A 13,570-nucleotide genomic window follows, 5' to 3' on the forward strand; every position below is an offset into this window, starting at 1 on the left:
CGATCCGAGAAAGGAAGCTAAGACAAATCATTGTTGCCGTCAATGATTGCCGTCGTAATCGAGAATGCGGCATGCTGGACCCATGACCGCCCCCAGGACCGCCGACTCCACGGCATCAGCCCGGCCCGACACCACGACGCGCGCCACGAAGGGCGCCACGAAGGGCGCCACACCCGTCGACGCGGACGAGCCATGGATGCGCGAGCTGCACGCCGACACCGGCTACCTCCTCTACCGGCTGGGCCTGCGCTCGGGCCAGATGTTCAACGCGGCGCTCCAGGAGTCGGGCCTCCGGCTGCGCCACTACGCGCTCCTGCGCTACCTCGCCACCGTCGAGGGCGCCCTGCAGCGGGAGTTGAGCACCGCGCTCGGTTATGACCCGAGCGCCATCGTCGGCCTGGTGGACGACCTCCAGGGGCTCAGCCTCGTCGAGCGCCGGCCGGCCCCCGGCGACCGCCGCAGCCGCATCGTCGTACTGACCGACAAGGGCCGCACCTACCTGCGCGACAGCGACGCGACGAGCCGGGTGACCGACGAGCTCACCGCGCAGCTGTCACCGGAGGAGCGCGCCACCTTGCACGCCCTGCTGCTGCGCGTCGCCCGCCCCTAGGGCGTGTCCCGCCGGGTCGGGCCCGTGAGCCCGAGCAGCACCACCGGAATCACGACCGCCGCCGTCAACGCGGTCAGCAGCGGCACGCGTTGTCCAGCCGTGAGGTGGTGCAGGAGCCGGATGTGGATGACCAGGTGGGGCAGGGCGAAGACGAGGTACACCGCGAGACCGGTGCGCACCATGGTCTGCCGCATGGTGACGGCACCCACCCCGAGAACCACGGAGGTGGCCAGGCTCATGGCGCCGTAGTCCATCATCAGATGCGCGTTGTACGACATCCCCATGCCCACCCAGGGGACGTCGAAGAACGAGCGCGGGAACAGCAGCGCCCAGCATCCGACGAAGAACTGCACCGCCGCCAGAAAGACGAGACCGGCACGGAGCAGACCGCGGGCACCGCCGGACCTGCCGGCAGCGCCCGTCACCAGGATCGGGTTCGGGTTCGGGTTCGGGTTCGTCACGGGTTACGACCTCCGTGGGGATGCGGTCCCCGGCCGTACCGGATCCCGCGTGGCTGTCAGGTTCACCCGCTGAGACCGGACAGACCTCCCGGATGTGACAGCCGGGCCTCGAGCGGACGTGGTGAAGCGGCCCTCAGCCTGCTCCGCGCGCAGGCGCCCCCGTGCTCGAGCCGCGCCAACTGGCAAGGACCGGACCGCCGATCAGCGCGGCACCCATCATGGACGAGTCGAGGGACATCGCCGTGGCCAGCGTGCGGTTGCCCGTGGAGCAGCGCCAGGCCGAGCGCATCATGACGGCGACGGGAGGCGCACTCGCCCCCATGGCCCCGGCGAGGGCAAGGAGGGTGGCGACGGATCCGCCGCCACGCACCGCCAGGAGCAGCAGGACGGTGGCCGTCAGGTGTCCGGCGAGACAGGTGAGCAGGACGGGGCGGGGAGAGTACCGGTCGACGAGCCGTCCGCGCAGGGGCGCGGTCAGGCCCTGACCGATCGCCGAGCCGCCGACCGCGAGGCCCGCGGTCGTGTACGAGTAATCGCGGCCGACCAGGAGCAGCAGGCTCAAGCCGGCCATGCCGGGCGGGATCTTCGCCACCATGGCGACGGTGGCGAGCCGCCAGAAGCCGGGCACGCGTATCAGTTCACGGTAGCCGGCGGTCGGCCGCCGCTGCCCGGCCTCGGTCAGCTCGGTGGATGTCACTTCTGTCAGTGCCGTCTCCGTGGACGCCATCTCCGTGGATGCCATCAAGGCATCCGGGCGCGCAGCGCCTGCACGACCCAGGCGAGCGGCGGAGCCAGGCTCTCCGGGGCGGGCCATCCGTTGATCACGGCGAGCAGTTGCAGATAACGGTCCCTGCGGGGGTCGACCATGCTCTCCAGGCGGGCCGCCAACCGCCGCCGGAGGGCGGCGTCGTCGGGCAGGCCGACGATGTGGGCGTAGTGCGCCGTGAGCGCCGACACGACCAGATCCGCCTCGGGCGATGCCGGGTCGGTGCCGACCGTCAGGGCCGGGGTGACCTGTGCCCGGACGGCCTCGGCGAGGATGCGGGGCAGGCCCGTGGTGCCGTCGGGGGCCCGGTCGGTCGCCAGGTCGCGGGCCATTCCCCGCATGGTGGAACGGAAATCCGAGTCCTGGAACAGTTCGGCGAGCTCGACCCACGCCTCGACCTGTTCGGCTTCGGGGCTGTCGGGCAGTTCGGGGGTCATCGAGCGGACGACCGCCGCGAAGGCCGGGTGGTCGCGCAGTCCGTCGAAGACGGAGCCGAGGAAGTCGTCGACCAGACGTCGACGTTCGGCCTCGGAGAGCTTGGCCAGCTGGTGCATGAGGTCCAACTCCTCTGGGGTGGAGCCCCTCTTGGCCACCGCTGTGAGCACCGCACGCCGCAGGCGCAGCACGCGGATCTGCACGTCAAGGGCGTCGGCGTGCGCCGCGGCGACCTCGGGCAGCGAGACCTCCCGCTCCACGACCCTCTTGATCGTGGCGAGGTCGACTCCCAGTTCACGCAGGGTGCGTACGAGGCCGAGGCGGGCGACGGCGTCGGTGCCGTACAGGCGGTAGCCGGACGGGCTGCGGCCGGCGGGCGGCACGATCCCCTCGTCGGAGTAGAACCTGACCGTCTTGACCGTCAGACCGGTCCGCCGGGCCAGATCGCCGATCGAGTAGCGCGTGTCGCCGTCCATGTCCCCCACCTTGGCGTCTCCCCCCACTGGAGACTCAAGCGCTCCCGGCCGCCGCCCCACCGGGCGATCGCCGAAGGCCTGATTGTCTTCGTGAAGTTGTACCGCGCGCTGCCCGGCTCCAGCAGAGCCGGGCAGTGGACCGGAGCGTCGTGTCAGGCTCTCAACGCGCCTCCCCCGTAAGCCGGATGTCGCGCGACGATGCCCCGACGTACACCGTGCGGCGCCCCTCCGACCGCACCTACCGGGCGCCGTCCGTGTCCCAGTACGACAGTTGGCACCTGCGGCACCTCCGCGCCCGGGAGGAGCGCGCGACACTGCACGACCTGCTGCTGCGCGTCGCCCGGCCCTAGTGCTGCGCCGCAGAAGTTCGTGGAGGTGAGCTGGTGAACGGTCAGCGCACCCGTAGTGCCGTGCGACGGCCCGCCTCGCACGGCAGGAGGACGTTACGGGCGACCCGGTCCGCAGCCGATCCCGCTGAAGAATCCGGGTCAACAGTTCACCCGCGGATCGTCAGGCTTGCGCAGTCGAACGCGGCGAGGCGGGGGATCCGATGAAGCTCTCTGACCGGGGAGCAGGTTGCCGCGCCGCGCGTGGCGTGCCATGGGCAGCGAAAAATTCCTGGGCCGTGAGGCCGAAAATGAGGTTGTCGTGGTAGCGGCCGCCGAAGTAGTCGTGTCGTCGCAGACGGCCTTCCAAGGTCGCTCCGAAGGCGAGCATGCCTTCTTGCGAGGTCTTATTGAAGTCGTGCACGTAGGCTTGGGCCTTCTGGTAGCGACGTTCACCGAACATGTAGCCGAGTACCAGAAGTCCAGCCTCCCAGGCATACCCCTTGCGCTGGTGTTCTGGGGCGACCGCCATCCCCAGATAGAAGCGACCTGCCACGGGGTCGGCTTGAGTTGTATTGACGCAGCCCACCATGCCCCCGTGCTGCCGATCGGTGATCGCGAGGAAGAAGTTGTCGTCCAGGGGGTCCTTCGCTGCCTCCTGCTTCATCCATTCTCGGCAGTTGTCAGGCGAGCGCGGTGCGGTGACCCGCTCCCAGGCGCGCTGATAGGACGATGAGGACTCAAGCGCCAGGACGGCTTCCCAGTCGCCTGGCTCCACTCGGCGCAGAACGGTCGTCTCTGCCGCCCAGACAGGACGGCACAAGTCCATGGACCCTGGGCCGTCCACATGTAGCAGCGCTTCCGCCTGGCCTGGTCGTTCTTGGTCGATCATGTGCCCATCCATGTGTCTGTGCCGTGGAAGTGGAATTGGGTGCTGCGAGGGGACAGCGAACAGCGTGGGGCCCTGGCCGTGGCAGCAGAGCCCCACACCTCGGCGACCTTATGGATCAGCCGAACTCGCCCCCACGCACTCCCTCGCGGAAGGCGGCCCACTCCTCGGGGGTGAACCGGAGGTCACCAAGAGCGGGGTTCTTCGAGTCCCGCAGCGCAACAGCACCGCCGCCGATCTCAGCGACCTCGACGCAGACCAACAGACTGTGGCTGCTCTTGCGCCACTGAGCTTCACTGATGTCCCGTGCGTAGAGTTCCTTCTTCATACTTGCTCCCTTCGACGTGTGTCCGCAGAGGCCTTCCCAACCTGCGACCACAAAACGCCCATGTCGCTCGTACGGAGTAAAAGCAGCCGACGTGGGTGCCGACGAGCTGGGGACAGTTTCGGCGGCCGGCCGTTCGGTGGCGCGCAGGTAGCGGAACCACACGTCAGCGCCGTGGCGGCGCCGTCGGCCAGGACTGGCCGACTGGCCCCCGGCAGGCCGACTGACCACTCAGGCAATTCCCGCCAGCCCCTGCCAATCCTCCATCGCCCATCCCGCACACGGTTCCGACACGAGGTGTGCTTCTTGGTTTCCGCACCGCACAGGTGACCCATGTCCGGAGTGTCGGAACCAGAGAGCAAGGCAGCAATATGCCCTCTGACCAGGCGTCACCAATCAGCCCCGGCTCTCGGTCCGGAACACCGCCCCCGGCCGGGGCCAACCCGCGAAGCCGGGCCCCACCGGATGTCGACCGCTGCACGCCCCCCGCTCTCCTGCCCTCCCGCACTCCCGAACCGGCCGCAAGCGACCGACCCCATTCGGCGCGATCGGCGCCCCACCTCACCCCGACCCGACAGCCACTTCGGCCCAGACGGTCTTCCCCGGACCTCCCGCACCTCCCGAGACACCCCGACACGACTCCACGCCCCACCTCTCCGCGAGGGCCGCAACAAGCAGCAGCCCCCGCCCACCCTCGCCATCGACGGTCGCGTCGGCCACGACAGGCACCCGCTCGCCGCGTTGATCCGTCACCTCGACGCGTACGGTCCGTCCCTCCGTTTCGCAGAGGCTGATCCGGAAGTCCCGCCCCGGCACACTCCCGTGCCGCACGGCGTTGGCGGCGAGTTCGGCGGCGATGAGCGTGACGGTCTCGTTGGCCTCGGACTCGTACGCGTAGCCCCACGCCTCCAGTCTGTGCGCCACGAGGTGTCGGGCGAGGCGGGCGCCACGTGGCGTGGAGCTCAGGCGCTGCGTGAACGTACCTACGGTGACCGGGACTTGGGGGGTGACATTGGTCGGCATGACTCAACGGTGGCGTCCCGCAACCCCGTTCTCCATGCACACCACTCGTACGCTGCGTCAGCGTACGAGCACGAAGGGTGGACAGTACCGGTGACTGACCGTGACCATGGGTGGCTTGGCGGGGTTGGCCTCACACCCACCGGGAGTACCGGACATGACCGACTGCAACTCAAGCGAACCCGAACCGAACGACAGTCTCCAGACCTTCGGCGCGGTCCTCCAGGGCTTTCGCGAACACGCGGGCCTCACCCAGCAGGCGCTGGCCCCGCTGGTCGGCTACTCGCCGCACTTCGTTGCTTCCGTCGAGCAGGGCAGACGGCTGCCTCCGGAGGATTTCGTGGAGCGCGCCGAGACAGCCCTGAACGCACACGGAATCCTGCGCAAGGCGGCCAGGAAAGTGGGGCGGCAGCCAGGTCTCGCGGCGTGGTTCCGCAAGTGGGCGGGGCTCGAAGAGCTGGCGATCAGCCTGTACACGTACGAATGCCGGGTCGTTCCGGGCCTGTTGCAGACGGTGGCATACGCGCGGACGCTCTTCGACAACCGCGTACCCCTGCTCACGGACGAGCAGATCGAAGCCCAACTGGCCGTCCGTCAGGAGCGACAGCGCATGCTGCGCGAGCGGCAGAGCACCGCGTTCTGCTTCATCCTCGACGAGCACCTGCTGCTGCGCCGCACGGGCGGCACGGAGGTCACTGCTGAACTCATCGGACAGCTCCTGGACTTGGCTGCTCTGCGGAACGTCGAGATTCAGATCATGCCGCTGTCGCGGGGCGTGCATGCTGGGATGAACGGCCCCATGCAACTCCTTGAGGTCCCGGAGAATCAGTGGTTCGGGTACATCGAGGGACAGGAGACCGGCCAGCTCATCTCCGAGCCGAAAACGATCAGTGTGCTCCAGATGCGGTATGCGAAACTGCGCTCGCAGGCCCTCACCCCCGAGGACTCCGTGAGCCTGTTGAAGCAACAGCGAGGAGCGCTATGAGCACCCACGAACTGGCCTGGTTCAAGAGCAGCTACAGCGGAGACTCTAGCGGCGACTGCGTCGAAGTCGCCCTCGATTGGCACAAGTCGAGCTACAGCGGCGACTCCGGCGATGACTGCATCGAGGTCGCCGCCTGCCCCGCCACCATCCACGTACGCGACTCCAAGAACACGCAGGGCCCCCAGCTGGTCCTCTCCCCCACCTCCTGGGCCCGGTTCGTGGGGTTCGCCGCGCGCGGCTGAGAGTGCGTACGCCGCTGCCCGGCTCACGAAACGAAGAGCCGGGCAGCGGACCAGAGAGTCGGCTTCAGACGCTCAACTCACCACCCCCGTAAGCCGGATGTCCCGCGAAGACGCCCCCACGTACACCGCACGTCGCCCCTCGGGACGCACCCACCGGGCGCCGTCCGTGTCCCAGTACGACAGTTGGCGCTCGTCCACCCGCACCGTGACCCGGCGTGACTCCCCCGCGCGCAGTTCGACGCGGTCGAAGGCGGCCAGGGTCTTCACCGCCATGTCGACCTCCGCGCCGCGCGGTGCCCCCACGTACACCTGCGGCACCTCCGCGCCCTTGCGGCGGCCCCGGTTGGTCACGGTGAACGACACCTCGTGGCCCGCGCCCGCGCGGTGGACGGAGAGCCTGCTGTAGCCGAACTCCGTGTAGGACAGGCCGTGTCCGAAGGGGAAGAGGGGGTCGATGTCCGCCTTGTCGAAGCCTCGGTAGCCGGTGAAGATGCCTTCGCTGTACGTGACCACCCCGTCGACGCCGTAGTAGCGCTCGGGGTGTGCCGGGTCGAGTGTGGGGTGGTCCGTGTCCTTCTTCGGCCAGGTCACCGTGGCCTTGCCGCTCGGGTTCGCGCGGCCGGTGAGCAGGTCGGCGGTGGACCAGCCGCCCTCCTGGCCCACGTAACCGGTGTGCAGGATCGTGCCGACCTCGCCCCGCCACGGCATCGTCGCCGGGCAGCCGGTGGTGAGGACGACGACCGTCCGCGGGTTGGCCCGCGCGACCGCCGTGATCAGCTCGTCCTGGTGGGCGGGGAGCGTCAGCGTGGTGAAGTCGCCGCCACCGCCCACCGAGCCGCCCGAGCCGTTGAAGGCGAAGACGACCGGAGTGTGGACGCGGCCGGCGAGACGTGCCGCCGCGGCGATGGACGCGGCGCGCTGCTGCGGCGTCACCCAGGCGAACCGCACCTGGACCTTGCCGCGCTCGGCGACGGTCGCCGCCCAGCCGGTCGCCTTGATGGCGACCTTGTACGACTTGCCGCCGGTGAGCTCGACGGGCTCCGCCTGGCCGTTGTCGAGGCCGTCCGTGGTCGGGACGATCGACGACCACTTGCGCGCGAAGCTGTCACGGGCGCCCGCCGCGGTCGTCAGTTCCACACCGTCCAGGCTCAGCGAGACGGCCGCGCCCCAGCCCTGGATCTTGAGCGCGTACTCGCCGGTGGTGGGCGGCACGAAGGTGCCGGTCCACTCGGCCGTCGTACCGACCGGGAGCGCCTTGTCGCCGACGAAGTCGATCGTGTTGTCCGTCTTGTTCGTGCCACCGCCCTTGCGCGTCAGGCCCTCGGGGAAGGCGGACGCGGGGACGGCCGTGCCCGTGAGGTCCACGCCTGCCTCGTACGCGATCTTCCGATGGGTGCTCCGACGCAGCGCCTCGAGCGGTCCGACCAGGCGCTCCTCGAAGCCGTACGCGCGCTCGCCCGAGACCGATGTCGCGACCTGGCCCGCGGTCGGGCCGATGAGTGCGAGATCGCGCAACGCGGTGTGCGACAGAGGCAATCCGCCGTCGTTGGCAAGCAACACCGCGCCCTGGACCGCGACTTCGCGGGCGACGCGGGCGCCGGCCTCGATGTCGATCCGCTTGCGGGCGGGGACGCGGCTGCCGTCGAGCATGCCGAAGGCGTCGTACCGGCCGAGGATGCGGGAGACGGCGGTGTCGAGGGCGGCCTCCGGGATCGAGCCGTCCTTGATGGCCTTCTTCAGGGGGTCGCCGTAGAACGAGCCGTCCCACATCTGCATGTCCTGGCCGGCTTCGAGCGCGGCCGTGGAGTGGGTGGCGCCCCAGTCGGAGGTGACGAAGCCCTTGAAGCCGAGTTCACCGCGGAGGATGTCGGTGAGGGTGGTGGTCTGTTCGGAGTTCCACTCGCCGTTGAGGTGGTTGTACGCCGACATGACCGAGGAGACGCCGGCGCGGACGACCGCCTCGAACGCGGGCAGGTACAGCTCGTGCAGGGTGCGGTCGTCGACGACGAAGTCGTGGGAGTTCTCCGGCTTCTCGCGGTCGAACTCGTGCAGGCGCTGGTTGTTGGCGAGGAAGTGCTTGGCCTGGGCGAGCATGCCCTGCGCCTGCACGCCCTGGACCTGGGCGGCGCCGATCAGGCCGTTGAGGTACGGGTCCTCTCCCGACTGGTCCTTGTTGCGGCTGAAGAACGGGGTGCGGGAGAGCTCGATCTGCGGGGCGAGCAGGACGTCCATCTCCAGGGTGCGGCCCTCGCGGCCCATCACCGCCCCGTACTCGCGGGCGAGTTCGAGGTTGAAGGAGGCGCCGAGTGTCGAGACGGGCGGGAGGCCGGTCGCGGACTTGGTGACGTTCACGCCCGCGGGGCCGTCGGAGAGACGCAGCTCCGGTATGCCAAGGCGCTCGACACCTGGCAGGTATCCCGCCTGCCCCAGTCTGCGAGGGTCGGTCGCGCCGTGGACGAGGCTGATCTTCTCGTCGAGGGTGAGGCGGGCGACGAGCCCCCGGACGCGGCGCGTGGCGGCGGCCGCGCCCGGGGAGCCTGCGCCTTCGGCAGCCGCGGATGCGGGTGCGGCCGCGGTGGCCGGACCGACTGCCGGACCGGCGGCCGCCACGAAGGCGAACGCCGCGGCGGTGCCGCCCACTTGCTTCAGAAGTTCACGACGGGTGCTGGCAGGCATGGCGAAATGGCCTCCTGAACGCGGATCTCGGCACGCCGAACTGGCCGACGGCGCCAAGATCTGAACGCGCCATCCGCTCCAGTGCGGGTCTGTGGGGCCAGAGTCTTGATTGGTTGAACACTGAACGTCAAGAGTCGGGGAGGCAAAACTTGGCGACCCGTTCAGTTTTTGATCGGGTGCCGTATGCGGGTGCCGTATGCGGATGCCGTATTGCGACATGCCGGTGCCGTATTGCGACCTCGTGAACGGCCCTCGGCCCCGGGAATAGCGGAGCGATCATGGCGGTCGTCCAAGGTGACACTCACGCGGCGCATCGATCCGGTAGCGAGGGAGCAGCACATGTCCAAGGCGTACGTATTCACCCGGCACGGCGGTCCTGAAGTGGAGGCCTTCGTCGAGCAGGCGCCCCCGGAGCCCGGCCCCGGTCAGCTCCTGGTCGCGGTGCGGGCTGCCGGGGTCAACCCCGTCGACTGGAAGCTGCGGGCGGGCAAGCGAAGGCCGGGGTCGCCGCCCGCCACGTTCCCCGAGGTCCTGGGCAGCGAGATCGCCGGGGTGGTCGAGGGGGTGGGCGCGGGCGTCGAGGGATTCGCCGCCGGGGACGCGGTGTTCGGCAACCCCGTCACGGGCGGATACGCCGAGCACACGCTGCTCCCCGTCTCGATCGCCGCCCACAAGCCGGAGGGCCTGACGTTCGCGGAGGCGGCCGCGCTGCCGGTCGCGGTGGCGACGGCGTACGACGGTGTGCGCCAGCTCGACTTGCCCGCCGGGGCGACGCTGCTGATCACCGGGGTCGGCGGCGGGGTCGGGGTGGCCGCGGCGCAGTTGGCGCGGCACTTCGGCATCCGGGTCGTCGGCACGGCGAGCGCGGGCAAGAAGGAGTTCGTCGAGTCCCTGGGCGCGGTCCACGTGCCGCCGGGTCCCGATCTGGCGGAACGGGTGCGGGCGGCGGCGCCGGGCGGTCGCGTGGACGCGATCTTCGACCTGGTCGGCGGCGACGACGTGGTGGCGGTCGCACCGCTCCTGACGGACCGCACGAAGCTGATCACGGCGGCGGCCAAGGAGACGATCGCCGAACTGGGCGGCGTGCCGGTCGCGCGGGCCCGGACCAGCGAGGTCCTTGACGCGGTCGCGCGGCTCGCCGACGACGGCGTACTGCGGCCCCAGGTGTCGGCGACGTACCCGCTCGACCGCGCCGACGAGGCGCTGCGGGCCGTGGAGAGCGGTCACACGCGCGGCAAGATCGTGATCGAGGTGAGCGTGTGAGCGCCAGGCCCGACCTCGCGAACCCGGAACGCCCGCCGGAAGCACCCGCACCCACGCACCCCTTGGACAACCCGGCCTACGCAGCGCTCGCCGGACCGCACGCCCGCTTCGCCGAGCGCCGCGGCCGGGTCCTGCGGTACCAGCTCGACGTGTCGCCGTGGCTGGCCATGCCCGACGACCCCGGCCCCGACGACTGGGCCGACCTGGCCCGCCTCGCCGGGCCGGGCGCCGAGGTGCCGTTGCCCGGTGTCCGGACGGGGCTGCCGCCCGGGTGGGAGGTGACGTTCGACATGGAGGGCGTCCAGCTGGTCGACGAGTCGGTGGCTGCGGCGCCGGATCCGGAAGCGGTGCTGCTCGGCCCCGACGACGTACCCGAGATGCTGGACCTGGTCGAACGCACCCAGCCGGGCCCGTTCCTGCCCCGCACCGTGGAGCTCGGCACCTACCTGGGCATACGCCGGGACGGCGCCCTCATCGCCATGGCCGGGGAGCGGCTGCACCCGCCGGGCTGGACGGAGATCAGCGCGGTCTGCACGGACGCGGCCCACCGCGGCCAGGGCCTGGCCTCACGCCTCGTCCTCGCGGTGGCCGCCGGCATCCGGTCCCGCGGCGAGACCCCGTTCCTCCACACGTCGGCCCGCAACACCGACGCCATCCGCCTGTACGAGTCCCTGGGCTTCCGGCTGCGACGCAGGACGCGGTTTGTGGCGGCGCGGGTTCCGGCGGCGGCCGGTGGCTGGAGTGCGGACGCCAGGCGCTGACGAGGCGTTGGCGGATCAGGAAGGAGGTCCTGGGGCTTCGCCGTCGAGCAGTCGTGGCGGGTCCGCGGCCTCTTGGGGGCGACGCCTCGCCTGCGGGACGTCAGCTTGTGTACCTTTCGCTGCCTGTAGGAGGTCACGGTAGGCGGCCTGTTGGGCGCGGCCCATGGCTTTGAGGACGTTGGCGCGTGTGCCTTTCGCCGCGCGCAGGCGGTCGCGGTAAGCGTCGGGCGTACGCTCGGCCAGCTTGGTCAACAGCCCTATTGCTTCGGTCACTGCTTCCAACGCGCGGGAGAGGTTCTCCGGTCCCCTGACCGAAATCCAGGCGGTTGTCCACAGAGAGGTGGCGAGGTCGGCTTCATAGGCCTCGGGGTTGGCCTCCGCCAGCCGCCGCCGGATCGCGGTGGACTCCTCATTGGCGGCCAGAGCCTCATCCCGCCGCCCCACCTCTCCGTAGTCGACCGCCAGGTTGTTCAACGACGTCGCGAGGGCAGGCTCGTAGGCATCGGGATCCTGCGCCGCCAGCCGCCGCCGGATCGCGGTGGACTCCTCATTGGCGGCCAGAGCCTCATCCCGCCGCCCCACCTCTCCGTAGTCGACCGCCAGGTTGTTCAACGACGTCGCGAGGGCAGGCTCGTAGGCATCGGGATCCTGCGCCGCCAGCCGCCGCCGGATCGCGGTGGACTCCTCATTGGCGGCCAGAGCCTCATCCCGCCGCCCCACCTCTCCGTAGTCGACCGCCAGGTTGTTCAACGACGTCGCGAGGGCAGGCTCGTAGGCATCGGGATCCTGCGCCGCCAGCCGCCGCCGGATCGCGGTGGACTCCTCATTGGCGGCCAGAGCCTCATCCCGCCGCCCCACCTCTCCGTAGTCGACCGCCAGGTTGTTCAACGACGTCGCGAGGGCAGGCTCGTAGGCATCGGGATCCTGCGCCGCCAGCCGCCGCCGGATCGCGGTGGACTCCTCATTGGCGGCCAGAGCCTCATCCCGCCGCCCCACCTCTCCGTAGTCGACCGCCAGGTTGTTCAACGACGTCGCGAGGGCAGGCTCGTAGGCATCGGGATCGTCCGCCGCCAACCGCCGCCGGATCGCAGTGGACTCCTCAACGGCAGCCAGACCCTCACCCCGACGCCCCACCTCCCCGTACCGGATCGACAGGTTGCTCAACGACGTCGCGAGGTCGGGCTCGTAGGCCTTGGGGCTGTCCGCCGCCAACCGCCGCCGGATCGCGGTGGACTCCTCAATGGCGGCCAGACCTTCACCCCGACGCCCCGCCTCCTTGTACCGGATCGACAGGTTGTTCAACGACGTCGCGAGGTCGGGCTCATAGGCATCGGAACTCTCCGCCGCCAACCGCCGGTACACCGCGACGGCTTCCTCACCGGCGGCCAGACCCTCCGCCCGCCGTCCTGCCTCCCCGTAGGCGACCGACAGGTTGTTCAACGACGTCGCGAGGGCAGGCTCGTAGGCATCGGGATTGTCCACCGCCAACCGCCGCCGGATCGCAGTGGACTCCTCAACGGCAGCCAGCTCCTCAGCCCGACGCCCCACCTCCCCGTAACGGATCGACAGGTTGTTCAACGACGTCGCAAGGTCGGGCTCATAAGCATCGGGACTATCCGCCACCAACCGCCGGTACACCGCGACGGCTTCCTCACCGGCGGCCAGACCCTCCGCCCGCCGTCCTGCCTCCCCGTAACGGATCGACAGGTTGTTCAACGACGTCGCAAGGTCGGTCTCGTAGGCGTCGGGACTGTCCGCCGCCAACCGCCGCCGGATCGCAGTGGACTCCTCAATGGCGGCAAGACCCTCACCCCGCCGCCCCACCTCCCCGTACCGGACCGACAGGTTGTTCAACGACGTCGCAAGGTCGGGCTCATAAGCATCGGGACTATCCGCCACCAACCGCCGGTACACCGCGACGGCTTCCTCAATGGCGATCAGACCCTCCGCTCGCCGCCCCACTCCCCGTAGCCGACCGCCAGGTTGTTCAACGACGTCGCGAGGGCAGGCTCGTAGGCATCGGGATCGTACGCCGTCAACCGCCGGTACACCGCAGTCAGATCCTGGGTGAGGCGCAAGGCCAGGGGGGCCACGGCGCGGGAAGGGTGAGGGAGTGCGGAGGATGCCGCTTGCAGGGCTTCGGGGGCAGGTTGGGCGGTGTCCAGGGCGGTGTTGACGGCCTGCAGGACCTCGGTGCCGAGGGTGGTGCGGTCGGCGTTGGCGTGGCCGATGGCTGCTCGCGCCAGGACGGTCAGGGCCTGGGCCTGCTGGGTGGGCGTGGCGGCGGACATGAGGGCGGGCAGGGGCGTGTCGGGGCCAGTGAAGACTGTTGAGG

Annotated in this window: 15 protein-coding genes; 6 read left to right on the top strand and 9 right to left on the bottom strand. The window is 70.1% G+C overall.

Going from position 1 to position 13,570, the window contains the following annotated elements:
• Window positions 1-196 precede the first annotated feature (196 nt).
• Window positions 197-610, top strand: a complete 414-nt coding sequence (locus E2651_RS18845) for a MarR family transcriptional regulator (RefSeq protein WP_135332347.1) — start codon at window positions 197-199, stop codon at window positions 608-610.
• On the opposite strand, the gene E2651_RS18850 is transcribed toward E2651_RS18845, so the two are convergent.
• The 3 genes from E2651_RS18850 to E2651_RS18860 all read right to left on the bottom strand — a co-directional run bounded on the left by E2651_RS18850 (window position 607) and on the right by E2651_RS18860 (window position 2,748).
• Window positions 607-1,071 (bottom strand): hypothetical protein, encoded by a 465-nt coding sequence (locus E2651_RS18850; RefSeq protein WP_209446188.1) that lies wholly within the window; start codon window positions 1,069-1,071, stop codon window positions 607-609. The two genes, E2651_RS18845 and E2651_RS18850, sit on opposite strands and share 4 nt — an antisense overlap.
• A 133-nt stretch (window positions 1,072-1,204) precedes the next feature.
• Window positions 1,205-1,813, bottom strand: coding sequence for an MFS transporter (locus E2651_RS18855; RefSeq protein WP_245238987.1), 609 nt, complete (start codon window positions 1,811-1,813; stop codon window positions 1,205-1,207).
• A complete protein-coding gene (locus E2651_RS18860; protein ID WP_135332335.1) occupies window positions 1,813-2,748 on the bottom strand; it encodes a MerR family transcriptional regulator in 936 nt (311 codons plus the stop codon). The genes E2651_RS18855 and E2651_RS18860 overlap by 1 nt, the downstream gene beginning before the upstream one ends.
• Window positions 2,749-2,933: 185 nt before the next feature.
• Here E2651_RS18860 and E2651_RS43980 point away from each other — a divergent pair, with 185 nt between their 5' ends.
• On the top strand, window positions 2,934-3,098 hold the full coding sequence (locus E2651_RS43980; protein WP_167828828.1) for a hypothetical protein: 165 nt from the start codon (window positions 2,934-2,936) through the stop codon (window positions 3,096-3,098).
• 160 nt (window positions 3,099-3,258) lie between these two features.
• On the opposite strand, the gene E2651_RS18865 is transcribed toward E2651_RS43980, so the two are convergent.
• From E2651_RS18865 to E2651_RS18875, 3 genes are all read right to left on the bottom strand, one after another.
• Window positions 3,259-3,966, bottom strand: coding sequence for a GNAT family N-acetyltransferase (locus E2651_RS18865; RefSeq protein WP_167828829.1), 708 nt, complete (start codon window positions 3,964-3,966; stop codon window positions 3,259-3,261).
• Window positions 3,967-4,081: 115 nt separating this feature from the next.
• Entirely contained in the window at window positions 4,082-4,291 is a 210-nt protein-coding gene (locus E2651_RS18870) for a DUF397 domain-containing protein (RefSeq protein WP_135332337.1), read from the bottom strand.
• Window positions 4,292-4,849: 558 nt separating this feature from the next.
• Window positions 4,850-5,311: an ATP-binding protein gene (locus tag E2651_RS18875; RefSeq protein ID WP_135332338.1), complete on the bottom strand. Its 462-nt coding sequence runs from the start codon at window positions 5,309-5,311 to the stop codon at window positions 4,850-4,852.
• Between the two features lie 154 nt (window positions 5,312-5,465).
• Here E2651_RS18875 and E2651_RS18880 point away from each other — a divergent pair, with 154 nt between their 5' ends.
• Both E2651_RS18880 and E2651_RS18885 read left to right on the top strand, forming a co-directional pair.
• Complete coding sequence (locus E2651_RS18880) at window positions 5,466-6,293, top strand: helix-turn-helix transcriptional regulator (protein ID WP_135332339.1); 828 nt, start codon at window positions 5,466-5,468, stop codon at window positions 6,291-6,293.
• Window positions 6,290-6,535 (top strand): DUF397 domain-containing protein, encoded by a 246-nt coding sequence (locus E2651_RS18885; protein WP_135332340.1) that lies wholly within the window; start codon window positions 6,290-6,292, stop codon window positions 6,533-6,535. The genes E2651_RS18880 and E2651_RS18885 overlap by 4 nt, the downstream gene beginning before the upstream one ends.
• A gap of 72 nt (window positions 6,536-6,607) precedes the next feature.
• Here the strand turns inward: E2651_RS18885 and E2651_RS18890 are convergent, their stop codons facing one another.
• On the bottom strand, window positions 6,608-9,211 hold the full coding sequence (locus tag E2651_RS18890) for a glycoside hydrolase family 3 N-terminal domain-containing protein (protein WP_135332341.1): 2,604 nt from the start codon (window positions 9,209-9,211) through the stop codon (window positions 6,608-6,610).
• A 339-nt stretch (window positions 9,212-9,550) separates the two neighbouring features.
• Here E2651_RS18890 and E2651_RS18895 point away from each other — a divergent pair, with 339 nt between their 5' ends.
• Together E2651_RS18895 and E2651_RS18900 are read left to right on the top strand one after the other, a co-directional pair.
• On the top strand, window positions 9,551-10,474 hold the full coding sequence (locus tag E2651_RS18895) for an NADP-dependent oxidoreductase (RefSeq protein ID WP_135332342.1): 924 nt from the start codon (window positions 9,551-9,553) through the stop codon (window positions 10,472-10,474).
• The gene (locus tag E2651_RS18900; RefSeq protein ID WP_135332343.1) at window positions 10,471-11,235 is read left to right on the top strand and encodes a GNAT family N-acetyltransferase; all 765 of its coding nucleotides are present in this window, start codon (window positions 10,471-10,473) and stop codon (window positions 11,233-11,235) included. The genes E2651_RS18895 and E2651_RS18900 overlap by 4 nt, the downstream gene beginning before the upstream one ends.
• A 15-nt stretch (window positions 11,236-11,250) precedes the next feature.
• Here the strand turns inward: E2651_RS18900 and E2651_RS18905 are convergent, their stop codons facing one another.
• Both E2651_RS18905 and E2651_RS45950 read right to left on the bottom strand, forming a co-directional pair.
• Window positions 11,251-13,197: a tetratricopeptide repeat-containing protein gene (locus E2651_RS18905; protein ID WP_167828830.1), complete on the bottom strand. Its 1,947-nt coding sequence runs from the start codon at window positions 13,195-13,197 to the stop codon at window positions 11,251-11,253.
• The coding region (locus E2651_RS45950; RefSeq protein WP_209446189.1) for a hypothetical protein at window positions 13,173-13,570 on the bottom strand (398 nt) is incomplete at its 5' end. The genes E2651_RS45950 and E2651_RS18905, both read right to left, overlap by 25 nt.

It is taken from the genome of Streptomyces sp. MZ04, from assembly GCF_004684775.1.
In the GTDB taxonomy this organism is placed as follows: domain Bacteria; phylum Actinomycetota; class Actinomycetes; order Streptomycetales; family Streptomycetaceae; genus Streptomyces.